This is a genomic window from Pseudomonas arcuscaelestis, assembly GCF_016881005.1.
GTDB classification, from domain to species: Bacteria; Pseudomonadota; Gammaproteobacteria; order Pseudomonadales; family Pseudomonadaceae; genus Aquipseudomonas; species Aquipseudomonas arcuscaelestis.
Window position 1 is genome coordinate 1 of the sequence record NZ_JACOPV010000009.1, and the last position, 24,076, is coordinate 24,076.

Annotated in this window: 25 protein-coding genes and 1 pseudogene; 15 read left to right on the forward strand and 11 right to left on the reverse strand. The window is 55.1% G+C overall.

Features of this window, described 5'->3' with window-relative positions; translation table 11 throughout:
* Positions 1-487: 487 nt before the first annotated feature.
* From H8F21_RS29630 to H8F21_RS14960, 3 genes are all read right to left on the reverse strand, one after another.
* Positions 488-754, reverse strand: a complete 267-nt coding sequence (locus H8F21_RS29630; RefSeq protein ID WP_328824488.1) for a Sir2 family NAD-dependent protein deacetylase — start codon at positions 752-754, stop codon at positions 488-490.
* Positions 755-866: 112 nt separating this feature from the next.
* A complete protein-coding gene (locus tag H8F21_RS14955) occupies positions 867-1,151 on the reverse strand; it encodes an MbcA/ParS/Xre antitoxin family protein (protein ID WP_236043042.1) in 285 nt (94 codons plus the stop codon).
* 201 nt (positions 1,152-1,352) lie between these two features.
* The gene (locus H8F21_RS14960) at positions 1,353-1,631 is read right to left on the reverse strand and encodes a type II toxin-antitoxin system Phd/YefM family antitoxin (protein WP_203584787.1); all 279 of its coding nucleotides are present in this window, start codon (positions 1,629-1,631) and stop codon (positions 1,353-1,355) included.
* A gap of 225 nt (positions 1,632-1,856) precedes the next feature.
* Between H8F21_RS14960 and H8F21_RS14965 the strand changes: the two genes are divergently transcribed.
* Positions 1,857-2,180 (forward strand): hypothetical protein, encoded by a 324-nt coding sequence (locus tag H8F21_RS14965; RefSeq protein WP_203584788.1) that lies wholly within the window; start codon positions 1,857-1,859, stop codon positions 2,178-2,180.
* A 312-nt stretch (positions 2,181-2,492) separates the two neighbouring features.
* On the opposite strand, the gene H8F21_RS14970 is transcribed toward H8F21_RS14965, so the two are convergent.
* The 4 genes from H8F21_RS14970 to H8F21_RS14985 form a co-directional block, all read right to left on the reverse strand.
* Positions 2,493-3,002 (reverse strand): hypothetical protein, encoded by a 510-nt coding sequence (locus H8F21_RS14970; protein WP_203584789.1) that lies wholly within the window; start codon positions 3,000-3,002, stop codon positions 2,493-2,495.
* Positions 3,003-3,179: 177 nt separating this feature from the next.
* Positions 3,180-4,481 carry an OmpP1/FadL family transporter gene (locus tag H8F21_RS14975; RefSeq protein WP_203584790.1) on the reverse strand — a complete coding sequence of 434 codons (1,302 nt, stop codon included), beginning with the start codon at positions 4,479-4,481 and terminating at the stop codon, positions 3,180-3,182.
* A gap of 67 nt (positions 4,482-4,548) precedes the next feature.
* Positions 4,549-5,223, reverse strand: a complete 675-nt coding sequence (locus H8F21_RS14980) for a DUF3313 domain-containing protein (protein WP_203584791.1) — start codon at positions 5,221-5,223, stop codon at positions 4,549-4,551.
* 112 nt (positions 5,224-5,335) lie between these two features.
* Entirely contained in the window at positions 5,336-7,357 is a 2,022-nt protein-coding gene (locus H8F21_RS14985; RefSeq protein WP_236043044.1) for an alkyl/aryl-sulfatase, read from the reverse strand.
* 275 nt (positions 7,358-7,632) lie between these two features.
* Between H8F21_RS14985 and H8F21_RS14990 the strand changes: the two genes are divergently transcribed.
* Entirely contained in the window at positions 7,633-8,454 is an 822-nt protein-coding gene (locus H8F21_RS14990) for a transporter (protein WP_203584792.1), read from the forward strand.
* A 545-nt stretch (positions 8,455-8,999) separates the two neighbouring features.
* Here H8F21_RS14990 and H8F21_RS29635 read toward each other — a convergent pair.
* Positions 9,000-9,120: pseudogene (locus tag H8F21_RS29635) on the reverse strand (NAD-dependent deacylase); the annotation flags it as partial.
* A gap of 202 nt (positions 9,121-9,322) precedes the next feature.
* Complete coding sequence (locus tag H8F21_RS14995; RefSeq protein ID WP_203584793.1) at positions 9,323-9,883, reverse strand: hypothetical protein; 561 nt, start codon at positions 9,881-9,883, stop codon at positions 9,323-9,325.
* Positions 9,884-10,079: 196 nt separating this feature from the next.
* Here H8F21_RS14995 and H8F21_RS15000 point away from each other — a divergent pair, with 196 nt between their 5' ends.
* Both H8F21_RS15000 and H8F21_RS15005 read left to right on the forward strand, forming a co-directional pair.
* The gene (locus tag H8F21_RS15000) at positions 10,080-13,058 is read left to right on the forward strand and encodes a TrlF family AAA-like ATPase (protein ID WP_203584794.1); all 2,979 of its coding nucleotides are present in this window, start codon (positions 10,080-10,082) and stop codon (positions 13,056-13,058) included.
* 326 nt (positions 13,059-13,384) lie between these two features.
* Positions 13,385-14,047, forward strand: coding sequence for an OmpA family protein (locus H8F21_RS15005; RefSeq protein WP_203584795.1), 663 nt, complete (start codon positions 13,385-13,387; stop codon positions 14,045-14,047).
* Between the two features lie 2 nt (positions 14,048-14,049).
* Here H8F21_RS15005 and H8F21_RS15010 read toward each other — a convergent pair whose 3' ends face one another.
* Complete coding sequence (locus H8F21_RS15010; protein WP_236043046.1) at positions 14,050-14,742, reverse strand: YcbK family protein; 693 nt, start codon at positions 14,740-14,742, stop codon at positions 14,050-14,052.
* A gap of 470 nt (positions 14,743-15,212) precedes the next feature.
* On the opposite strand from H8F21_RS15010, the gene H8F21_RS15015 reads away from it, so the two are divergent.
* From H8F21_RS15015 to H8F21_RS15045, 7 genes are all read left to right on the forward strand, one after another.
* Positions 15,213-15,857: a hypothetical protein gene (locus H8F21_RS15015; RefSeq protein WP_203584796.1), complete on the forward strand. Its 645-nt coding sequence runs from the start codon at positions 15,213-15,215 to the stop codon at positions 15,855-15,857.
* A gap of 80 nt (positions 15,858-15,937) precedes the next feature.
* The gene (locus H8F21_RS15020; RefSeq protein ID WP_203584797.1) at positions 15,938-17,311 is read left to right on the forward strand and encodes an ATP-dependent DNA ligase; all 1,374 of its coding nucleotides are present in this window, start codon (positions 15,938-15,940) and stop codon (positions 17,309-17,311) included.
* Between the two features lie 364 nt (positions 17,312-17,675).
* Positions 17,676-18,011, forward strand: coding sequence for a hypothetical protein (locus H8F21_RS15025; protein WP_203584798.1), 336 nt, complete (start codon positions 17,676-17,678; stop codon positions 18,009-18,011).
* A 415-nt stretch (positions 18,012-18,426) separates the two neighbouring features.
* Positions 18,427-18,957, forward strand: a complete 531-nt coding sequence (locus H8F21_RS15030; protein ID WP_203584799.1) for a hypothetical protein — start codon at positions 18,427-18,429, stop codon at positions 18,955-18,957.
* A 568-nt stretch (positions 18,958-19,525) separates the two neighbouring features.
* Positions 19,526-19,756 carry a hypothetical protein gene (locus H8F21_RS15035; RefSeq protein WP_203584800.1) on the forward strand — a complete coding sequence of 77 codons (231 nt, stop codon included), beginning with the start codon at positions 19,526-19,528 and terminating at the stop codon, positions 19,754-19,756.
* An 83-nt stretch (positions 19,757-19,839) separates the two neighbouring features.
* Positions 19,840-20,106: a hypothetical protein gene (locus H8F21_RS15040; RefSeq protein WP_203584801.1), complete on the forward strand. Its 267-nt coding sequence runs from the start codon at positions 19,840-19,842 to the stop codon at positions 20,104-20,106.
* Positions 20,107-20,238: 132 nt separating this feature from the next.
* Positions 20,239-20,772 carry an HD domain-containing protein gene (locus H8F21_RS15045; RefSeq protein ID WP_203584802.1) on the forward strand — a complete coding sequence of 178 codons (534 nt, stop codon included), beginning with the start codon at positions 20,239-20,241 and terminating at the stop codon, positions 20,770-20,772.
* Between the two features lie 113 nt (positions 20,773-20,885).
* Here the strand turns inward: H8F21_RS15045 and H8F21_RS15050 are convergent, their stop codons facing one another.
* On the reverse strand, positions 20,886-21,362 hold the full coding sequence (locus H8F21_RS15050) for a hypothetical protein (protein WP_203584803.1): 477 nt from the start codon (positions 21,360-21,362) through the stop codon (positions 20,886-20,888).
* A 152-nt stretch (positions 21,363-21,514) separates the two neighbouring features.
* On the opposite strand from H8F21_RS15050, the gene H8F21_RS15055 reads away from it, so the two are divergent.
* The 4 genes from H8F21_RS15055 (at position 21,515) to H8F21_RS15070 (ending at position 24,015) form a co-directional block, all read left to right on the forward strand.
* Complete coding sequence (locus H8F21_RS15055) at positions 21,515-21,982, forward strand: hypothetical protein (protein ID WP_203584804.1); 468 nt, start codon at positions 21,515-21,517, stop codon at positions 21,980-21,982.
* 61 nt (positions 21,983-22,043) lie between these two features.
* Positions 22,044-22,610, forward strand: a complete 567-nt coding sequence (gene ssb, locus H8F21_RS15060) for a single-stranded DNA-binding protein (protein ID WP_203584805.1) — start codon at positions 22,044-22,046, stop codon at positions 22,608-22,610.
* A gap of 310 nt (positions 22,611-22,920) precedes the next feature.
* Positions 22,921-23,616, forward strand: coding sequence for a hypothetical protein (locus tag H8F21_RS15065; RefSeq protein WP_203584806.1), 696 nt, complete (start codon positions 22,921-22,923; stop codon positions 23,614-23,616).
* A gap of 84 nt (positions 23,617-23,700) precedes the next feature.
* Positions 23,701-24,015 carry a hypothetical protein gene (locus tag H8F21_RS15070; RefSeq protein WP_203584807.1) on the forward strand — a complete coding sequence of 105 codons (315 nt, stop codon included), beginning with the start codon at positions 23,701-23,703 and terminating at the stop codon, positions 24,013-24,015.
* Positions 24,016-24,076: the final 61 nt, after the last annotated feature.

Sequence of the window (24,076 nt, forward strand, 5' to 3'; positions counted from 1 at the left end):
ATTAACAAAATAGCTATCCTGAGGATCGATGACATAGTGATCCATTATTTCTTTTGGACTAATCATAAACGGATACCTATAAACCATAAAGATGATGAGCGATAGCTTACAAGAGGTGAGTTTGGATATCTCTCAAATGTCCGCTTCTGGCCGTTCTCTGCCGATCATGGCCACGAAGCGTGCTGGTCAAGTCCGATGCAATCGGTGGTCAGAACGAATGAAAATGACTGGTCAGGTCGAATGCAAACGGGTGGTCAAGTGGAATGCAATTTCGCGCGCATCCCACCAGGCACGTTCAGTGGCTGCTGGATTGAGCTACTTCCGTAGGATTGATATGCACGATATACGAGCCGGCGCGCAGCGCAACGCAGGGAATCTCGGCTGCTGGGAATACCATCCCGGAAGTGCCGTTCGACAGTAGGACATCGCAATCTCTTGCCGCGGGAACAGCCCGCTTTCACGCGGCTGCCGGAAGGTCTTCCCCAAACTACACGATGCCGGGTCGGAGTTTGCCGTTACAGTGTGGCGCAGCATTTGGCGAGACTTGCGCCGCCTGAACCCGTCGCCACAGATACCAGCTCCAGGCCAGTGCGGCGTCCTCGCGGAAGGCGGTCGGGGTCTTCAGTCTTTCGGGATCATGGCGTGCCCAGATACCAGTTAAGGGATCGCGGAAGGTGGGAGTTCCATTTTCTGCAGAGATGCCGGCACTGGTAAACGCCACTGTTCCCATCGCATCACCAATCAGCGTTGTCACGCCTCGATCGTGCTGCTCATCTCTTCTCCGCCAATGGCAGTGTTCTCCTGCTGGGCGGTAACTCACTGTACAGCCTAAAACAAAGTGAGCTTCGAGCAACCTACGACATTGTTCAATACACGCCATATTCGATTCGGCACAGGTAGTCATTGACCAGATGAAAACCTTGGTCATCCGCGATGACTCTGCAGGGTGGTCGGTAATCCAGGCCGTGGGCAGGTTTGGTGAACCACTGCACGGCTAGGTCGCGGCTGCCAAGTACTTCTACCGCATAGGTCAGGATAATGTCTCGCCTTACTAGATAAGCCTGGTGGCGCCTGCTAAGGCATTCGGCGGTAGGGTAAGCGCGAGGGAGGGCTGACCAGTGACCAGGCATTGGTTGTGCGGTTGAGTCCATATCTGTCACCTGCGAATTGCGACGTTCAGCAGAGCCAGCTTACAGCGCAGCTTGGAATCCGAGGAGTGCGGTCGGTCGCATGAGTAGAATCTGGACGGTGCTATCCGCTCGCAAGGTGGCGAGCTCGGCTACCCAGACCAAGTCCCGTGGCTTGGGCGTTTGAACAGGATTTTCCTCGCGTTCCAACCAGCAGCGGTCAGCCTATTCGGTTGCCTTGTCATCTGAGCTATCTAGGAATTCGGACTTGGACATCACCGCTCCGGCCCTAAGCTGCGCAATGGATTTTCGAAGTCTGGAGGCGTTTGATGCATTCCCGAGCAAATACATCGTCTCGTTCATTGAGTTAAAATCTTCAAGAGACAGCAGCACCACGTGGTGACCTCGCCGACGGGCTATGGCGGTCGGCTCATGATCTCTACACACGTCATCCATTGCTTGGCTCAAGCTGGCTCTGGCTTCACGAACAGTGAGTATGTGCACAGGCTGATCTCCTTCGTACGATCATTTCATCCCGCGACCGCCAGTGCGGCTACGCCTACGTCAGAAATCACGCTGGGCACACCACAGGTGCTCTTGAGAATAAAGGCGATCCGCGACAGCTAATTCTGGCAGAAAGCTGTCGGTCGCCCATACACCGGCTTAGCATGGCGGTATACCGGCATGTTAAGCCTAGATACTCTACCGAGCGCTTGGAAGGAGTGGATGATGAAAATTATCGATAAGGTTGAGATTGAAGCCGTCACAGATGTGGTATGCGACGTTTGCCAGCTCAGCACTGCAGTAGAGAGCGGTGGCCTTCAGTTTGGCACCCTGCAAGCGCAGTGGGGGTATGGAACGAAGCACGATGGTGAGCGCTACGAACTACACCTCTGCGAGAGCTGCTTTTTTCAGGCCATTGCCAGCCTTAAACAAGAGCGGCGTACGCAGAACCTCTTCGGTGACAACGGTGGGGCGGCGGAGGAAGACTTTGGTTTGGTGGCTAAGGACGACTACTTTGGAGACGCCGCCGGAGGTCCGGGGCGGGGTTAGAGCTACCGTATTGGTTTGACCTGCCAATAAGTCAGTGCCTGTCGGCGAGACTCTGATCACCTACCCGATCGAGTGAAACCGCCTGGACATCTTCACCCGGTCCCTCGATGGGAAATTGCACCTGACTTGACCAAGCGTTTGCATCCCACTTGACCACCTGTTTGCATTCGACTTGACCAGCCATTTGCATCGGATGTGACCAGCGCACGGGTACGTCTTGACCGGCAGGAATCGCCCCAAAGCTGCCCTTCGTGGAGGGCAGCAATCGGCCAGAACCGGTCATTCAAAGGTGTCTACGAACCCAGGGGCGATTCATGCTGCTGGAGGAAGTGGGCCCAAAAACATTTTCTTCAGGCGATCTTGCCCCAACGCTCGTGCCAGTTCCGAGATGACGCAATACATGAAAATCAGCGTAATGAGCAGAATCTGTATCGCCCAGAATTGAGGCCAATTCATAGAGGTCCAAAGCATGGCATTCGCGTCCATAACACTGGGTGCCTCCTTCCAATATTCATAAAGCCGCTCCAGATAGTGCACGACAAGCGCGACCAAGGCGTACATCAGCGTTTTCCATGTGACGTTCCAGATCAGCGGCTTCTCGGGAAAGCGATTAATGAAGGGGAGCATATCTGCCACCAGCACTGACTTTCCGAGCACCAGGGAAGCTATCAAAATCGAGGCTGACACTGGTACGGAAACGCCGGTGCTCTTGATCATGAGTGCACGTATGGCGGCCACAATGTGCAAGATGATGAAAAAGAAAATGGTCGGCGGAAGCGCCTTGAGTGCTTCATGTTTGAGAGTGAGCAGCACCGCTTTCATGTTGACCCCCTGGTTATTGCGACGTCTGGCTGCACGTCTTTCGATTTAGAGTGGATGAGAACCCCTTCTGCCGAACGACTGCACCGAGACAAGGGGCTTTGTATCAATCGAAAGAATTGACCAGTGTGGTGCTCGTTAGGTGCTTTACCGCTTCGTATGGCCGAGCAGGACACGGAATCAGAAACGCCAAGTTGCACCGCCACCGAGTACGTGCAGCGCCGCGTTGCGGTAGGTGCCCGACAGCGTATCTCCCGATCGAGCCTTGGTCTGACTCACGTCCATATCGCCTAGCCAGATCAGGGTGTACGCCACGTGCAGATCAAGCCCCTTGTCGACTTGGTAACTGATGCCCGTGGCCAGTCGCCAGGCTTCTCCCATGGGGTTATCGACCGTGCGGTCTTTGTCGTCCACCGCAGAACTGTCGTAGCCCAAACCCATGTTCAAGCGCAGGCGCGGATTGATCTGGTACTGAACCCCCACGGAAGCGTGCCAGGTATCTTTGTACTGGCGGTCGACGGTACGACTGACGCCCAAGGCGTCTGCATCCACTTCGACGCCGATGTTGCCGAACTCGCTCCAGTCTTGCCAACCGAGGCTGCCCAGTAGCCTCCACTGCTCATTGAAGTTATGGGCGATACTGATCAGCGCAGTCTGCGGCACTGACATATCCAACTCCAGCGAGTCAGTACCCAAGCGGTTCAGTGCACCATTGAGGATCAGACTGTCCACCTTGTGCACGTTTGGTTTGTCCTTGAACTCCAGATCGATCTTGCTGGTATACGCAAAACCGATTTGCGTGCGCTCGCTCAGCTTGTACAACAGCCCCAAGTTGACGCCGGTGCCGACGTCAGTGTCTTTGTATTCGAGCTGGCCATCGGGACGATCGAGCACGCCGAGCAGGTTGTTGTTGATGGCCATCTCGTTACGGTAGTAGCCAACCATGACGCGGGGGCCAATGCCGATGGACAGGTCATCGGTAAACTTGTACGCCAACGTTGGCTGGAACGACACGCCGATAATTGCCGCTTCTTGGTTGAAGTAGCGCCCCGCCCAATCATCGTCGTAGTCCAGCGCTAAGCCAAAGTTGCCATACATGCCGAAACCAATCGCCGCACGCTCATCGATCTGATGGCTGATAAATAGGCTAGCTCCGGGCAGGTACTGGAGGGCGTTGCCACCTTCGTTGCCGTCGAACTGGTTGTGATTGTCGCGGGAGAAACGCATGTCACCGAGGATCACCTGCGCGTTGGCGCTGACCTGGGTGCCCGCTAACTCGGTAATACCCGCCGGATTACTCATCAGCACGCTGGGATCGGTTGCCAGCGCGGCAGCGCCGGCGTTGGCCAGGCCATTGCTCTCTTGTCCGGCCTCGTAAATCAGAATCCCACCAGCCAAGGCTTTACTGTTCAGTACACATAGGCAGAACGCCAGGCTTGTCAGGCGCAAGCCATGGTTGCGATAACACGTGGCTGATTTCATCAGGCCTCCTCAAGATCAATCCATGATGTCGACCTGCCGACAATGCCGACAGGCCGAAGGCCACGCCTTAGTGCTTGGTCTTGAGTTGCTCAAACGATTTAACAATATCAATGGCCCAACCATCGAGCACCGCCCGGGCGTCTTTGGCCGTCATCACCTGGTCGGAGTTATCCAGGTCGGCGCCGGCACCTTTGCGCACCACTTGGGCAACCACCTTATTGTTGCTGGCATCGAGGAACTGCGCTTCAGTCGAAAGGCTGGTGTCTTGGTCGCGGATACCGGTGGCTGCACTCACGCCCGCAGCGACCAGGGCGATCGGGATTACCTCATACGGACGCAGGCCCTTGGTTTTGGCACTCACCGCAGTAATCGCCGGCCGCACGACCAATACACCCGGACCCGGGCCCTGGGCCAGAGGCAATACTTTGGAGAACTGGGTCTGCAGGGCCTGGTTGTAGTACCGGGTGATGCCTTGCAGGGTGGAATCCGGGATTTTCTCCGTCGCTTGTGGCTTGGGGTACAACTGGCTTGGCTCGACGTAGACGCTGCTGAATTTGTTAGCGTCCACCTTCGGGTCAATCCAGCGCATGACGGCTGCACCTGAAGGTGATTTCTCCTCCTTCAGCGCACTGTAGTCCTTGAGAAATCCGGAATACTGATCGGGTTCAACGTATTTGCTGGCGCAACCCGAAAGCGCGAGGGAGAGCACGCACAACGATGTGGCAAGTGATCTGAACTGCATAAAGAACTCCGATATAGCCAACTGGATAACGTCTGAAACAGCGAAAGTCATCGACTTTGCATGATGGCGGTAGCAGTCCAATTGCCGCCGCCATCTCCCCATAATTGACGAGTTACGGCGTCACGATGTTGAACCAGAAGTCGAAGTTGTCCATGTAGCTCATCAACTCTTCAAGCTTGCCTTCGTTGCCTTCAACCTTGATATCACCTGAACCTTTCGCGTCTTTGAGCGTGGTCTGTTTGAGCATCAGATTGTTCAGCGTGTCGCGGGTTAGGGTGATGGTCGCGTCGGCCTCTTTCGACTGCATGCCTTCGGTATGGTTGAGCACACCGTTAACCATCTCCAGCATGTATTTCTGCTTCAGATCAGTGAAATCGAGGTTCAGAGTGATGTGCTTGCCTTCGACCTCTGGCGCTTTCAGACGCATAGCCAGGAAATCGAAGAACAGGTCCAGGTCCATCGCCTTCACAGTGTCCGGACTCGCAGTGTCCGGTGTCGGCAGCTTCTGCACACCATTGCGAAGCTCCTGGGCACCGGTCAGGTAGAAGTTGCGCCACGGTCCACTTTCAGCCTGGTAGCCCAGTTGCTCCAGAGCATCGGCCTGCATGTTTTTCGCCGCCTGGTTATTGGGGTCGGCAAAGACCACGTTGTTGACAGCCTTAGCCACCCAGCGGAAGTCACCCTTGTCGTAGTACTCCTTGGCTTTTTTCAGCACGACATCGGCGCCACCCATCATGTCGACGAAACGCTTGGCCTCTTCCTCCGGTGGCAGCTCCCACAGAGTCGCGGGGTTGCCAATGAACCAGCCCAAGTGCAGCACGTAGGTGGCCTTGACGTTGTGGTTCAGCGAACCGTAATAGCCGCGGTTGGAGAACTTGCTGGCAATTGATTTGGGCAGTTTCACCTGCTCGGCGATTTCGGTCATGGTGTACCCCTTGTTGGCCAGACGCAGGGTTTCGTCGTTGATGTAGCGGTACATGTCACGTTGCGAGGACAGCTGGTCCTTCACTTCCTTGTTGCCCCACACCGGCCAATGGTGCATGGCGTACATCACTTGGACGTCGTCGCCCCACATCTTCAGCGCTTCGTTGAGATACTTCGACCACGGCAGCGGCTCGCGAATCTTCGCGCCACGTAGCGAGTAGGTATTGTGTAAGGTGTGGGTGGAGTCTTCAGCCGCGTTCAGGGCCTTTTTCTCCTTGATGTAATAGAGCATCTCGGCCGGCGCCTCGCTGCCCGGCGCGTAGAGGAACTCATAGGTGAGACCGTCGATAACGTGCTTCTCGCCGGTCTTCTCGATGATGTCTGTCGGCGGAATGAGGGTCACGGTACCGGCAGAGGTGGTAGTACCCAGGCCTGCGCCCAACTGACCGGTGGCATTGGGCGGCAGCAGGTTACCGTACATATAGCTGGCGCGACGGCTCATGGCGGTGCCGGCCATGACGTTCTCCGCCACTGCGTGCTCCAGGAAGCCCTTAGGTGCGTAGACCTTTACCTTGCCAGCCTTGACGTCTTCCTCATTGATCACGCCGCGCACACCACCATAGTGGTCAACGTGACTGTGGGTGTAGATCACCGCTACCACTGGCTTTTTCGGACGGTGCTTGAAATACAGATCAAGTGCAGCTTTAGAGGTTTCGGCGGAAATCAGCGGGTCGAAGATGGTGATGCCTTCCTTGCCTTCGACGATGGTCATGTTCGACAGGTCGTAGTTGCGTACCTGGTAAATGCCATCGGTAACTTCGAACAGGCCAGAGATGTTGATCAGTTGTGATTGACGCCACAGGCTGGGGTTGGTCGTGTCCGGCGCTGTCTCGCCTTCCTTGATGAAGGCATATTTGCTCGGATCCCAGATCACATTGCCTGACTTGCCCTTGATTACTTCGGTAGGCAGTGGGGCAATGAAGCCTTTATGGGCCAGCTCGAACGACGTCTTATCATTGAACGGTAGTTCCTTGAGCAAGGCATTGTTGGCTGCCTTGGTCGCCTCCGTTGCGGGTTTCGGTTGCTCTGCGGCCATCGCTTGGGTCGCCAGCGCGATGGCTACGACCAGTGAGCATGTCATGCCCGCCACTTTGCGTGCTTTTGAACCATTACGAGGGAAGAACTGCCCAGACGTCATCTCCAAACTCATCTCTATGCTCCTGCTAGTCGGAAATCGCACTACCAAACCGGTAAACGCGAGCATAGATAAACGTAGTAGGTTTTTATCAATTGGCTAGTGACCGAACAGTCTAAAATAATCCTTATGGGCGCAAAGCAACGGTTGCCCGTAGTCGGTTTCCCTAACCTCCAATCGCTCGCACAGCACTTTCCCAGACGCTCCAACCTTTGAGAAAATTGCACATAAATCACTGTTGCCTATGCTTATCCCTTGCTGTTCGCTTTAGTCGACTACAGGTGATGAACATGGATTCGAAACAGCGATGGATATACACCTCTTCGGCATGGGTCGCTTCGTTGTGCTTCGTGCCCATAGTTTGGGCTGAAGATTCTGCAGAGCTGGCCAAAAAAGCCCTCAACCCCGTAGCTGCCATGTACAGTCTCCCGGTGCAGTACAACTGGGACCAGAAGATGGGCCCGACCGGGGAAGGCATGCACAGCGTGACCAATATTCAGCCGGTGCTACCATTCACCCTCAACGCTGACTGGAACCTGATCTCGCGCACCATCCTGCCGATCATCGATCAACACGGTCATGCACCCAATGGTGCGGCGGACAAGTCCGGGGTTGGCGATATCACCCAAAGCTTCTTCTTTTCACCGAAAGAGCCCACAGAAGGTGGCTGGATACTCGGCGTCGGCCCGGCATTGCTGATTCCCACCGGCAGTGATGAATTGCTCGGTAGCGAGCAGTGGGGAGGCGGCCCAACCGCCGTTGCGCTGAAACAGGAAAATGGCTGGACGCATGGAATACTCGCCAACCATATCTGGGGGTTTGATGGCAGCCCTCCGGACGACAAGGAAAAGGTAAACCAGACCTTCCTGCAGCCCTTCCTTTCTTATACAACCAGTACCCTTACTACGTACGGGGTGAACACCGAATCTACCTACAACTGGCAGTCACGCGAATGGTCTGTACCGGTCAACCTGATGGTCACCCAACTGTTGAAAGTCGGTGGTCAGCCCCTAACGGTGCAAGTCGGGCCACGCTACTGGCTCGACAGCCCAGATGACGGTCCGCAGGGTTGGGGTTTTCGTTTTGCTGTGACGTTGTTGTTTCCACGCTGAGGTAGATGCGACTACAAGGGCTAGATGATGAATCTAGGCCAAGCTGCTGTCCGCCATTGGCCGAATCCAGCATACCGGGGCAGTCCGCTTAGGGTCGGTAACTGCCGGTCGTGAACAGCGGCTTTCAACCGTTTACGGACGTTCAGCAACCACCAAAAGCCATGGCCATGCTAACGCGAATTTCGCCAGAGATGATGAATGAGGCCATTGCAAATAATGAGATGAGGGACGGGGCATACCGCGAGCAAAATCACCGTCCGCACAAACCGTCAGCCCACTGCCTGATACTTAGTAATGCGACACATGCGAATGCAATCGAATACCCCCGATTCCGTCGTTTGGCCGTCTAGGATGGCAGAACAGTGCCCGTGTTAACGCGCAAAAATATCTGCATTAAAATGTGTAAGTATGTGCCACGGTTCTCCCTTGCAACGGCTCTGAAAGACCCGACTCTGTTGAGGTGCAGTGCTGGAAAATTTGCGTAAAAAAATGTGCACATCTTCAGCGGAATGGGGGGCAGAATTCGCTTTGGCCTGGCCAACTTAGTGTGGCCGCCAGAGATACCAGCTCAAGGTTCTCTCGGAAGGCGTCCGCTGTTTCGAGACGCTGAGGGTCATGCTTCGCCCCAAGCCCAGTGAGCTTGTCTTGGAACGCCGGTACTCCGCTTCACGGTCGATCGGAAAGCCAAGCGGCGGGAGCAGAGTGCCGCATACTGATATCTCCTCCCAGATTAAACCATGCTAGTTCGTGGTTCGGATTGATTTCAATATCTGCGGAAAACCAGGTTATTATTTCCATTTAATCGTTCTCGATGGTGAGCGGTGACAGCGGTGCGAAGCCCTTTGTGAGCTGGTCGAAGGGAGAGGATTTAACTTCGTGGTGGGAAGAGTACCTTCCTGAGATGAGCCGCCGCACCATAACCGTCCTGTGCCTCATTCAGAATGTCGTGGGAGAAGTAGTCCGCAAGACGTGCGCGGCCTTCTATCTCCGTGCGAATGTATTCTAGGGAGACCATAGGGCAGTCAGAGCGGTAGCTGGCGTGATGAACCAATGCGGCAGCCTGAAACAACCCATCGGCAAGGCCGTATTGATCAAGCCTGAGTGATGCGCACGCTTTCAAGATATTCCCGGCATCAATCTCGGTTTGACCCGGAAGCCGTTCATCGGGCAGCGAAGCGTGTAACCGAAGATGCTTCAGGTAGTGGTTCAATGAAGGAATGCTCAGACTGACTGAGTAGTGCCGACTGTACCAAAGGCCTATTAAGTCGATTTCCTCCTGGGTAATAGCCATTTCTTGGAAATAGCCAGCCCAAGCTTCATGTATATCCTCTGGAATACGTGCTTCAGGGAGATTGGTGAAGTGCTCGTTCAGGCGTTTTACCAAGCGGTAGCAATCCAGACGGATGGGGGCTTTGCGATCGTCGTTCAACGTCATCTCCGATTTGTGTCGCGGTAACGAGGTTTGGGTTGGGGCTCGGTCGATTCCCCTCGGCGGCGCTATGGGTGTCTTGGCTATTTAAGCTACCCCTGTGAGCCATCATATTGCCATTTCTATCACGCCCGCTATTCCATTAAGCTTAAGATTCACCTTCCAGGTACGGAGACTTTGGTAATGGGGGCTGCAGATGATTAGTCGGGGATCTGAATGGCATCGGTGGGAGCCGCATATTCATGCTCCAGGTACGGTGTTGAACAACCAGTTTGGCTCAAACAATCCGTGGGAGGCCTACCTTCGCTCACTCGAAGAGCTAGTGCCCGAGGTCGAGGCGATCGCCGTTACCGACTACTACGTCACGGACACCTACGAGGAGATGCTCAAGCATAAGGCTGCTGGTAGGTTACCAGGGGTCCAGCTCATATTTCCGAACATTGAGCTCCGTCTGGATGTCGCCGCCAAATCTGGCTTTGTGAATATCCACCTGCTGGTTAGCCCAGAAGATCCCGACCATCTTTCAGAAATAAAGCGCATCCTCAAGCGGCTTCAATTTCATGCTCTCAGTGATCGATTTGATTGCACGCGAGAAGAGTTGATCAAACTCGGAAAGCGCACAGACACGTCAATTGTGGATGATGTCGCTGCTCTGCGGCATGGCGCGACTCAGTTCAAAGTGAATTTCGACCAGTTGCGCAAGGTGATTCACGAAAGCGACTGGGCGAAGAAAAATATCCTTGTTGCGGTAGCTGGCAACGCAGGTGATGGCACATCTGGAGTTCGACAGGCTGCGGATGCAACCTTGCGACAAGAGATCGAAGGATTCGCACATATCGTTTTCTCCAGTAGCCCAGCACAGAGGGAGTTCTGGCTTGGCCAGCGTTCTGGGCTGACATCAGAGGATCTGCGCATTCGCTATGGCGGTTGCAAACCATGCCTCCATGGCAGTGACTCTCACGATCAGAAGTCAGTGGGACAGCCCGTCGACAAGCGATTTTCCTGGATCAAGGGGGCGCTCGAATTTGATGCCCTTCGCCAGGCCTGCATCGATCCGGAGGGTCGAGCGTACGTTGGAGAGTTGCCTCCACGTTCGGCTTTGCCTTCGCAGGTCATTTCCCACGTCAAAATCAGTGATGCGGACTGGGCCGCAACGCCAGATATCCCCCTCAATCCAGGCTTAGTGGCGATCATTGGAGCTCGGGGGTCGGGGAAAACCGCGCTGGCTGACATCATTGCTGCTGGCTGTGATGCAATCACTCCACTGAGCTGGGGCGCAGACGAAAACAGCAGCCCATCTTTTCTGGCCCGCGCTCGACGGTTGATCGGAAATGCTTCCACAACCCTGACCTGGGGAGGCGGTGCAGAAGTTGAACGTGCCCTTGATGGACGAGACGCCAACGGTCATATGTCTTTTCCGAGGGCTCGCTACCTTTCTCAGCAGTTTGTTGAAGAACTGTGCTCGGCCAAGGGGATGTCCGACGGACTGGTTGATGAGATTCAAAGGGTCATCTTTGAGTCGCATAGCCAGGATAACCGCGATGGGGCGATGGATTTTGAGGAACTGCGCGATCAACTTACAGCTCGCTTTCAGCAGGCGCGGCAACGTGAGGCAGCCGCGATAGGCGATATCTCCGAACGAATCGCCACTGAGCAGGAGAAAGAAAGCTCGATAGTGTTCCTTACAACCCAAGTGGCTCAGAAAAAGCAGCAGATCGAAGGGTACTCCATCGATTTAGCGAAGCTTGTGGTCAAGGGAACGGAGGCCCATGCGAAACGGCATGCTCAATTGAGTGAAGCTGCCCAGAATCTTCGAAACCTTATCCAAGCCTATGGCAACCAGCGTCGCACCTTCGTTGCTCTGCAAGACGAGGTACGGAGCATGCGCGCTACTGGTGCACCTGAAATGCTGCGGCAGGCTCAAGCCAGGCACACCAATAGCGGTCTTCGGTCGGACCAGTGGGATGAGTTTCTACTGATCTATCAAGGGAACGTTGACCAGAGCCTTGACGGCTACATCAAATGGTCTGATACGGAAATCGCCAAACTCAAAGGTGTGCCGCCACCTCCGGGCGATCCAAATGTCCCTCTGATCGCAGATTCCACAGACATCTCAAGTCTGCCATTGGCGCCTATAGCCGCCGAGATGACAAGGCTCGAAGCGCTGTTCAGCGCCGATAAGCTGATTCAAGAGCAGTTCAAGGCCCTGAACGACCGTATCACCCAAGAGAACACAGCTCTCAAAACACTGGAGACCAGGCTCACCGATGCTCAAGGTGCTGAGGCCCGCCGTAAGGCGCTGCAATCTGAGCGCAATGAGACCTACGGCCGTGTGTTCGAGGCTATTATCAATGAACAGAACGCCTTGGCCGATCTCTATGATCCATTGATGGTTCGGCTGGGAGCATCGTCAGGAACACTCAAAAAGCTCAGCATCTCTGTCCGGCGGACAGCTGACGTTGTTAAGTGGGGAGAGATCGGGGAGGACACGCTACTTGATCGGCGAAAGGCTGGGCCTTTTAACGGCCGCGGCTCCCTGATTGACGCTGCCACAAAAGAGCTTAAAGTCGTCTGGGAAACGGGCTCAGCCTTGGATATACAGACGGCGATGGCGGCTTTCATGGAAAAGTACCGCAGAGACTTCGTCTCGCATGCCCCGTTCGCCCAAACGCAGCAAGCAGAGTTCCGAGCGTGGGCCAAGCAGTTTACAACCTGGCTCTACAGCACCGATCACATGACGGTCCGGTACGAAATCCTTTACGACGGCATCGACATAAGAAAGCTATCGCCCGGGACGCGGGGAATTGTGCTCCTGCTGCTGTATCTGGCTCTCGACGACGCTGACGATCGGCCTCTAATCATCGACCAGCCAGAGGAAAACCTTGATCCTAAGTCAGTTTTCGATGAGCTGGTGGCTCTGTTCATCGCTGCCAAGGCGAAACGTCAGGTCATCATGGTCACCCACAACGCCAACCTGGTGATCAATACTGATGCTGACCAGATAATCGTGGCGACCTCGGGACCCAATACCCCAGGTGGGTTACCGCCTATCTCCTATGTATCAGGCGGCCTGGAGAGTTTGGAGGTGCGCAAAGCGGTATGTGAAATTCTGGAAGGCGGTAACACCGCGTTTCAGGAGCGTGCCCGACGATTACGAGTGCGACTGGAGAGGTGAGGCCTGGGTGGGGAGCTTGCTCCTGCCCACCATGTGCACACAGGGGAAGAAGATCAAAGTCCAAGTCTCTAATATGCAGGATAGGTAGGGAAAATGCCTATTTTTCAATAAGATAGATTTTGGTGACAGACCTTATTGTTTGATTCTTCTTGTGATTCATGAGAGCGGACGGTCTGTGACAGCTTTACAGAATTGTCTGAAAGCTCCACAACCCCCGAAACTCTGGCGTGAGAGATGACAGACTTTATTGTCGGACATTAGCGCAGAGGCTTCTGGCACACCCAAACCGCGTTGATCATGGACTCACTAACTAAGGAGTGTCACCCATGAATACCGCCATCAAATCTGCTGTCATCGCCATCTGCTTCACCGTTGTCTCTGGCTGTTCGGTCAACCCGCAGACGGGTGAGCGAGAGTTCGACCGGACTGCAATCGGCGCGACCGTCGGCGGAGTAGCCGGGGGTATCCTGGGCGCGGCTGTCGGTGGCGAGCGCGGGGCTCTGATAGGTATCGCTGCCGGCGCAGCACTCGGCGGCGGTACCGGGTATTGGATGGACAAGCGGGCTATCAAGTTGCAGGAGGAGTTGAAGCAGAAAGGGATGGAGGCATCCACGAGCATCGACCCTGCAACTGGCCTCCAGATGCTGACGATCCAGGCCCCTGCCGATGTTGTCTTCAGTTCGGCGTCAGCTGACCTACACCCGAGCGCGTATCAAGGGTTGTTCGCTATTTCGAGTGCCCTGGAAGGTCAGTCGAACCTTAGGGTTGAAGTTACGGGTCATACAGACTCCACCGGCAGCTCCCAATTCAACAACCTCTTGAGCTACGCGCGCGCGCAATCGGTAGCGCAGTATCTGTTCGCTGGCGGCGTTCCTGCTCAGTCGATTGCAGTGCGTGGAGTTGGCCCGCTCATCCCTGTTGCGAGCAATGCAACGGCTGAGGGCCGGGCGCAAAACCGTCGTGTCGAGATTCGCATCAAGCAGGCCTAACGCTAAGCGTAGATAATGCGCCCGTGCTCAGGAACATCTGGCCGGGCGAACATCCTGTCCAGATCGTTGGGCGAGTAGTCTGCCAACCAACTGTCCTGATGAGGCAACTGGACCGCAGCCCGCCAGCTTCTCACTGCCCCTACGTCCAAATGCACGAAGTTTTTGGCAATGTAGGTTCCCACCCCCCCAACCCCGATCACCTTAATCAAATTCGCAAGTGGCTCTGTTCCAACCCCAGGTATGCGAATGTCAGCTGCTTTCGCTTTGACGTGCATCGAATTCAGGGCAGCACCCTCAAGTGAGGAATTGAATGCCGGCGTTCTGTATCCGCTGTTAATGAGTATTTTTGCCGGAAGCTGCTTCATGCGCAGGTATGCACTGGCGATCCAGAGCAAATCCAGCAGCTTGGCGTCGATCTGGACCGTCTTCTTCGATACCACGTCTCTCAGCAGGGTGCAGGCGATAGCGTATCCGCGTTGGTCCCACCCTTGCCCTTTCCGGTAGTAATAGAACCTTGCCTTCTCGCCCGACTGGGGGCGTTCAAGGTCAAGAAACCGGTCCCGATCAAGGAGAACTGCACGCCAGTCGCGCTGCCTCGATCCATATGCGAGGGATGGGATTGAAGTCATTGCTATCGGAGCTGAGAGCGCCGCGGCAATGATTTGACGACGGCTTAGTAAGGTTTCTTGACTCATACCTGGGCATCAATTGGCTAAAGCTGCCCCGAGTGTATTGCTCTCCCCTTGGGATCGCACCTCAAAACACGGTACCGTTTTTCACCCCGGCGCTCGGCGGTAGAATTGCGGATACAGTCAACCCGCACCAGGACTATTCGAGGAAGATCATGGCACTGTGCAACCCACCTACCCCACCGGACGGATACAGCTTGGTCGTTTCGGGGTTGGTTCGATTCGGTGACATCGCATTTGGGGGTGACACCCTATGCTGGGGATCGATTACTCCGACTGACCGCGAGTGCCTTGGAACACAAGTGGCGGCTTACTATGCCATCGCCAGGTACACCGGCCCCGGCCCCCGCCTGGCCCGCATTCAATCCCCCAGCTCGGAGCCCACCACCAAAAATAGCGAAGCTCGTATCTCTGCATAGGCTTCTGGCACAGGCTATAGGGGCTGAGAATTTCTCCATCGACAACTGGAGATTCTCATGCCTCAACCCATTCCATCAATGCGAACTGTTGGCAAGGTACTGACCCCTGAGGGCCAACACCACTTCGCCTATCTGGCTATTCATCCTCATCAGGATTTGGCGCTGCTCGATGCATACGCCCACGATGTAGGCACGGCTCCTGGTATTCGTGTGGTGGCCGATGAAGACACGTTCCTTCTTCTCGATGAGTCTGCTTATGCGGCCTGCCTCGCTGCTGGCACTGCGGCACCGTTAGACGAATCCACCTGTGAATGGGTTCGGGAACGTGCCGAAGCAGATGAAGCTGAGTGGTATGGCTGTGTCACCGAGGTCGCCATCAAACAGGACAAACTGGGTACTCCTGTGGTCCTCGGCTACTACTCGCGAGATGAGGCTGAGGCTATTGCCTCCATGCTCACCCCTGACCCCCACCTCGTGGCGCTGAACCCCAAGCAAATCTTGGAAGCCGATGCATCGGGCGATGTGTACCACTACCAGCTCCGATTCCCCGACGATAGTGAGGACTCCGTCCTCTTTGTTCGCGCACCTGACTGCGACACCGGGCTGGAATTTGCCAAGGCCCATCTGCGCTCACTGCGGAATGCCACCCCTGAAGTGGAAATCGTAGGTATCAACACCGGCCTACTAGCACGAGCGGTCTGATGAATTCGATAAGCCCGTTTTGGCTGGTGGCACACGTTGCCGCCGGTACTATCTACCCCATCACCTACTGAGACAGACCGATGAATTCCTGCGAAGTACTGCTTGCCCTCGACAAAGTTGCCGCCGTGAGTGGCAAGAACGACAAGTCAACGCTGTTGACTGCCTACATGGTTGATCCAACCTTTGAGCGTGTGATGAAGTTCATGCTCAACCCCCTCATCAGCTACTACAAGCGGCCTGCCCGCTCCCAAGTGTTCGGTACCGAGCAGTTCAGCGACGATACCTGGACCTTGCTGGAGCGTCTGTCCACACGCCAACTGTCGGGGAATGCAGCCGGCGTCCAAGTGGAACGCACACTGGCCACACTCACCCCAGAATCCTCCGAGCTGCTGTGGCGAATCCTTCATCGTGATACGCGTGCAGGATTCTCCGAGGGATCGATCAATAAGATCAAACCCGCGACGATCCCCGAAGTCCCGTATATGCGCTGCGGGTTGCCTTCCGACGTCGATCTGAACCTGTGGCCATGGGCTCGGGGCATCTATGTACAACAGAAGGCTGATGGCACGTTCTTCAGCCTTACTGTCAAGCAGGGTGGTGTCACGATTAACAGTCGACAAGGCTTCGAGTGGCCACTGGAGTTCTATGGCGAGCTTGGCGAACACTTTGCCAGCTTCCCTGACGGCCAGTACCACGGTGAGATGCTGGTCATGCAAGGCGGCGACGTCCTGCCGCGCGAGATTGGTAACGGTATGCTCACTTCTGTGAATAAGGGTTCGCCATTCCCGCTTGGCTGCACCCCAGTGCCTCACCTGTGGGACGTCATCCCCCTTGAGTCGCTCACACGCCGCGGGACTTGCCAAACCCCATATTCTGAGCGCTTTGCGACGGTTCAAAAGGTTGTGGAAGAGTTCGGTGGCGGCTTGGTCCATGTGATTGAAACCGTCATCGTTCACTCGCTTGACGATGCTTACGCGGTTTCCGGCAAGTACATCCGCGAAGGTAAAGAGGGCGCGGTAATCAAGCATCCCGATGGGATCTGGCGCGACACCGGCTCCAGTGGCTCGCCGGACGCTATCAAGATCAAACTCCAGGCACCCTGTGAGTTGCGTATTACTGGCCTAACACCGGGCAAGGGTAAGAACGCCAAGACCTTCGGTTCGCTCGCATGTGCAAGCGAATGCGGGATGGTAGAGGTGAACATTTCAGGCTTCCCAGATGAGTTGCGGCTTGAGATTTCTAATGATCCCGATCGTTTCATTGGTTCGATCATCACGGTCAAGTTCAACGACATCACGAAGCCCAACAAGAAGACTCAGGTGTATAGCCTGTACCTGCCTCGCTTCGGGGAGCTGCGCCCCGACCGGAAGACGGCAGACTCGCTCGAGCGTATCCAGCAGCAGCTTGCTGATGCGAAGGCCGCGATCGGGATGATCGAGAAACTAGCGGCCTGATCCCCGCTGCCTCGCTGGCTTGGCCAGCGGGGCTTCTACTGGGGCAAACGCGACCGGCCCTCTATCACAAGCCAGACTGGCGGCCCAGCGCTCCATGGGCTGGGTGCCAAAGTACCGAGGTGAATTCCGAAGGTTGGTTTTGACTTGTGGGCGAGGCAAAGCAGTGCTAAAAAGGTCGCGTTCTATGCCCAATCCCTGATTGAGGCACCCTGCCTATCTCGACGCTAATCCGTCTGATTTGCATGGACCTATCGACCCGTCAGTAATTTCTGGCTGTTCTTTAGGTAGATACTGTTAGATCAATCTAAATCCGTAGTGAGGTTCTGAACCTCCCTACACATCCTGATCTTATCGACTTCTGTTGATGACGATCGCATTGCCCTTCCTTGAAGGTGCTTCCCCAGACGGCAGAGATCACACCCTGTCGTTCAGGCTTGGTGTTTTCATTTCCACACGGTTTGAGCGCCATGCTTGGAGCTTTGCTCTTGCATTGCTTTTGGGTAAATCCTCGGTAACGAGAAATTCATTGCGCAGAACACAGCTTTCCGGCTGTGCGGATCATTTCGGCTTGCCGTTTCGATCCTCCTTGACCCGTCGCAATGATCGATCTGTTCGCTATCCACCAGCAGCACCTAGTGCTTTTGGTAACGGCGATTCAGTTCAACCTTCCGCATTAGCGGTTCCCTCCGGTCAGGCCTGACTTCTCCAGGCTTTGGCCAGGTTGATGTTGGTTCCCTCCATCGTCCTCCTGGCCTTAGAGCACCAGGTGTCTTTGAGTATTACCAGTGCTCTACTGGCGAGAGATAAATGATGAGTAATTCCGAATTCAACGGATACGCAGAGTGTAGTAAGCCGGTTGAACTGGAGTGCAACAAAGCTGCCGCATCACCAGGCCGCTGCGCGCCGTAAAAAGCTGCGCGCCCCGGTTAAGCACAGCCGTTTCACCCCATAGGCATTTTGCCGTTATCGGTTACCACCCCACTCAAGGGGAAATCTGGTGACTTGCAGGTTGAATGATCTGGCACCTCGGTGTTTGTGTGTTCCACCTAAGAGTCCAAACCCTACCAGGGCATTCCTATGCCCTGGCATGGATGCCCCTCCTCGGAGACGCACCCATGAACGTAAACGGCTTTCGAAACTACTTCTCGGATCAAATCGAGTCGACGCGTGAACTGTTTCATCCTGGTCAATTGAATAAACGCACTCCCTGCAAGCTTGAAAAGACCTTGGTCCGGGAAATCGAGGTTCGACACGAGAAATTGCAAGCTGTGTATGCCGAACTCGATGAGCTTGGCCCTGGCATGATCATGCAGAACGGATCGGGGGATTCGTGGGCACTGATCTTGCCGGACGCATCAGAGCCTGGACGCTTTCGCTACTCGGTGTTCAGGAACATAGGCTGGATGAGCCATTTCACTACCGATACTATCGATGAGGCAGTCCTCGAGGCGTTCAAGTCTGGGTTCACCCAGGTTGCGCCGCGAGACACTCTCGACAAGCTGTCGGCCACTCTGGAGTGGAAGAAAGGTTGCGAGCGATTGGTACACCATGAAGCCCACCAACGTGGCGCTATGTCGTTTGACGACATGCTCGCTAAGTTTGAAGAAATTGAAGCCAAGCATCACCAGCAACTGCTGGTCGCTTGAAGTTTGGTGTGATGAGTTGGGCCGTCCGCGGTTCCAGCCCTAGCATCTGGATTCATTGATCTAACAGGGAAGACCCTCACAGCCTTATTTGGGCTGTGAGGGTTTTTTGCTTCTGGCACAGCTTTGTGACACCGACACTATCCATACACCCAAGCAGTCGAGCCCCTTCGTCGGCTGAAAGAACAATTGAGCTAAGGCATGTCTCATCGCTGCCGATAGCCAGACATCGGGTAGGCCATGACCCAGCCTTGGCGTTTCAAGAGCTGCCGTTATCGTCTCTATCCCGGATGGAGGATTTACAGTGCAGCAAGGTAACCAAGTCGGATCGTACACCACCGCCCACAAAGGACTTCTCGAGTACCTCTCTGACCAGGTGATGGCTCAATTGAGTACCCAGGACGGAGACCAAGCACCGTCTGCAGTAAACTCAGCACAAACTGCCGAGGCCGAAGCCGGAGATCGCTCCTCCTCGTTCTTCTTCAACACGGGGCGACCGGGCTGTACTTGCCCGCGATGTGCAGTAATGCGCCGCCTGGTATGATTTGAGCCCCTTCAAGAGTTCATGACTATGTCCAAGTTTCCTCAACCGCCAGAATTGAAGGACGGCACCTACAAAGCCCGGTGCAAAGAATCGACGCAACTGAAAGCGGCGATCAACGGCCACAGCCAGGTATGGCCTGAGGCGGACCTAACAATCCGCGAAGGGTGGGCGTCCTTCTCCAAGGACGGCATCGTCGTCTGGAAATGCAACTCTGGCTATGCAAGCCTCCATTTCAAAGTCACCGCGACGGCCTGTTGAATTTGGTAACCATGTTTTGAGGTGCAATCTGGATTCCAATCGGTAAGCTCCAGGTAACTTGGTTATCTGTAGGTGCGCACCTAATGCCTCAACCCTCCTCCCCACGCTTGACCAAATCCACCAATCAGCTTTGCCTCGGCGAATACATCATGCAGCCTGGAGAGAACGCGCTTCTCCGGGTACTGGATGTTGCACCACGACGCACCATCAAAATCGGTCGCCTCGAAGGCCGTTACGCCGGCACCACCTTCACCGCCGGTCAGCAGCTCGGCCGCCGCTGGGAGATCATTCCTCCCGAGGAGGCTCGTACCCGCCTTGAAGAGTCCGAGATGCCCGCTCTCTCAGCATAACCGTGAGCTCTTGGCACGAGCAGCTTTGTGCCACGCTATTGTCCATTCTTGACGACCAGCCTTCTCTTCGGGTGTACCCTGATATGGCCTATTGGTCACACGTTGTCCTAAAACCAACTAACGAGCACCATCATGGATAGTCGCCTTCAAATTGCGCAGGACCTGGCTACGGAATGGCACATGGGTGAGGTGCGAAAGTACACTGATGGTGAGCCCTACATCATCCACCCTATTGCGGTCGCTCAGATTGTGGCCTCGGTCACCGATCGGTGGGAGGAGATAGCCGCGGCGTATCTGCACGATGTACTGGAGTGCGCTGAAGATCTCCGCGCCGGGCGCGAGGAGGTGATACTGGTTCGTCTCGGTAGTGAGGTTCTGAACCTGGTGCTAGAAGTCACCAATCCCAGCCGACCATCTGACGGTCCCCGGGACGTTCGAAAGGCCATTGACCGTGAACACCTCGCGAAGGCTTCCCCCGCTGGCCAGACTCTACGGCTAGCAGACGCCATTCACAACTTCTCAAACCTTGAGGAGCGAAACCCTCGCTTCGCGCTGACCTATGCCCAGGAAAAGGTGTTGATACTCCCCCTGACGCTGCAAGGCTCCCAGCAGTTGCATGCTCGACTCACAGAGATGCTTATGCCGCTGACATTCCGAAGGGATTAAGCGGGCGCCGCGGCTACAATTTTCGCTTCCTGGACTGAAGAGCTAAGCCTGGCGCTGGAGAGGTAAGAACGGGAGGTTAGACATAAATCTACACCTCCCATCTGTTGGCAGGGTTACATGTGAGGGGGATGCGAATCCCTCCACGCCAAGTAGGCTTTGTTGTGCTTCTTCTGAATTCGGCCCGCATAGCCGAATCCTGCGAACGTCAAAAGGATCAAGGGGATTACCCACCAGTCCTTAGCAGAGAAGCCAGTGTCGCTGAGAGGGAGTCCGTATTTGCCAAGAGCAACCAAGGCGCTGAATCCGATCGTCAGGGCCAGGCATTGCTTGAGGTGTGGGAGATCTGGCGCGCCTCGAAATGGGTCAGCAGAGTCAGGCTGTGTTTTCAGCCATTTTTTGTGAGCCCAGTCATGCTGCAGTTCCAGAACAGCACAAAGCGCAAATCCTGCGCCCCCGATGGCGAGCAACGAATAATGCAACCAGACAGTTGAGGTCAGAAATTGGGCCAAAATTAGGGCCGTGAGGGCAAACAACGTTGTGTAAATTTGCTTCTGTTTCGGTGGCTTTGGGGCGCCAGTCGACTTATCCATGGTGAGTCCTTCTGGTAGTGATCAGCCATGCTATGGCCTTGCTGGTCCGATCAGCAATCCAAAACGCATCGTCGAAACCTTCCAACTGCGAGCTGCAGACCCTACAGGCCGGGGATGACTCAATATGACTACACGGGTGATTCTGGCACACCATGTTGCGGGTGATGATTGCCTCATCATTTTACGAGGTAGCCATCATGGCCTGGCTTCTAGTTTCCCGTGCACTACCCATCATGTCGGATTATCAGTTGCTTTATCCCCGCTCTGAGCCAGTCATCGTGTATATGGAGTCCGAGCAACAGCAATTCGCGCGCTATGTTCGGATGGACGAGGACGGTGATCAGTGGTCCGGCCGCTGGGTAAGTGAGTGCAGCAATGGGTGGGACTTGACCGACCACGTCACCCACTGGCGGCCAAGCCTTGAAGCACCCACCGACAATGTTGGGCCAGAGCCCATCAAAGGCTTTTTCATTGAGCAAGAGCAGCTCGACCAGCTGCGCCTGATTGAAACTGCCTGGTACGGAGACGGAACTCACTTAACCCCGGATCGCCGTCGCGATCTCGCAAACTCACTGCATACCTTCATTGGAGCGATCTCAAGCCAGCCGGTCCAGGTCTGAGCGAATTCCGATTGGGTATTTTGGATTCGCCCCTGCCCTGAACGATGGTTGAATAGCAAACATGCCCGGTAAACCCGGCGTTCAACCAGCTCGTAAGGACACTCGCATCACCATGGCAAAGCGTGGCGTAAACTCGGTAACGATTATTGGCACGATGGGTGCTGACCCTAAGGTTCACCAGTTCCCGAATGGCTCGACTACAGTCGTATCTCTCTCAACAAGTGAGTCATGGAACGATAAGCAGAGCGGGGCCAAGACCGAAGATGTCGAGTGGCACCGGGTGGTGCTTAAAGGTCGTCACGGCGAATTAGTGGCCCAGCACGGACGTAAAGGACGAGAGCTTTATGTTCTTGGGAAAAATAAAACCCGCAAGTACACGGCCGGTGGAGTGGAGAGAAGCATCACCGAGATCATTGTTGACCCATACGACGGTCAATGCCATTTCATGGATGGTAAAGGGGATCAAGGTGGAACTGCACAAGCAGGCCGGCATCCAAGGAACGTGCAACCAGCCCCCCGTCAGCCGCAGGATCAGCAGTCTGCAGACCAGGGTGATCTGACTCCGCCCTCTCAAATGTTTGATGGGCCAGCCTTCGATCCAGCATATTACCGAGGCGTACCATCCTGACTGTCAGCGTGCGCAGCGGAAAATGGAAACAGGAAACCTGTCCGTTGAGTCAGAATGTGAGCCTTAAAATAGGGGCTGGTTTGATGTATGGTGCCAGCGTTTTCGGGTATTTGTGTGCCCCAAGATTACCTGCGTGTCCAGCAGCACAAATTGAGCTGCACACTAAACAATGCATGTGCCCACACCTGAGGGGTACGACCGGTTGCCAGGATCGACACGGGAAGTAAGCGTGATCGACCTGGTACCCTTGATCGTTATGAGCCGCTAAGCACCAATGGATTCTGGAAAATTGCGTCAAAATGATACAACTGTGGTTGATCTACAGCCCACCACACGCTTTGAACTCGTCTATATGCGTCGCCGTGAATTCCTTCCCCTTTCGGAATCCCACGACGTGGATGACACGCTGGCACTCGATGTGCACAGCGGTCCTCCCGTACATGAGCGATCGAAGCGCTGGCAGTCTCAGGATGCCTTTGAGATGCGCCGGATCACGAAGCTTCAAAGTAAGACTGGTGAGGTCATCGGATACCGGCCGATGATTCAGAAAGGCCACGGTTCAGACCGTGAGCGCCCGAATAAGTCTTTCAGGGCTTCTGACTTCGGTGGCAGCCTTGATGAAGCGTTACGTCAGGCCAAGCTCTGGCGCGACAGCACAGAAATCAAGCTTGGCATCAAACCAGGCCGCCTGCGTTCCAAGACCGTCGCGAGGCCATGGTCTGGGGTTTCACTAATTGTCGCGAAGTCGACCGGTGCCCGCTCCTACTGGGGGAGCAACCATGTGATGGGCAGCAAGCCTCTGCGGGCCTATATTGGCAAGCGATCCTACATCGATGCCTACCACGATCTGATCAAGCGCATTGCCGAGCGCGATGGAATTCCTCTCCCTGAGGAGCTGCCATCACCACCCCCTCCTCGTGATGATCAATACCGTCGAATGACAAAGGCCGGCCTCACTGGCATTCCAGAACCATCGCGCAGGCGGAAGTCTCGATCCAAAGCCTAACCTGAATTTCCGATACACCACTTTGGCTGGTGATTTTGATCGTATGAGGTAGGTTATCGTCATGTGATCAAGGACATGTCGACTATGAAACGCTTTGCCTCGCTTCTGCTCCCACTCCTATTGACTGGCTGCGGTGAGAGCATTAATGGCGCCTACCAGGCAGCCATCCAGTATGCCGATGAGCAGCCCCGCCCTGTGGGCCTTGCCATTATTCAGCATGACAAGATCATTGCAGATGGCAGATCCGTTGCTGTTGCTGAATGGAAGCATGATGGTTCGACCTACACAGCCTTCGATGCTGAGGGTAAACGCCTGGCGCAGCTCGTTCGCAATGATGCAGGGGATCTGGTGCAGTCGCTGCCAATGAGTCGTGTGGTTTATCGGAAATTTGAGTTCTGACGCACTCATTTTCGTCGGGGTGCTGCTGTATCGATATTGCCAGGCGATCCACGCCGGAACC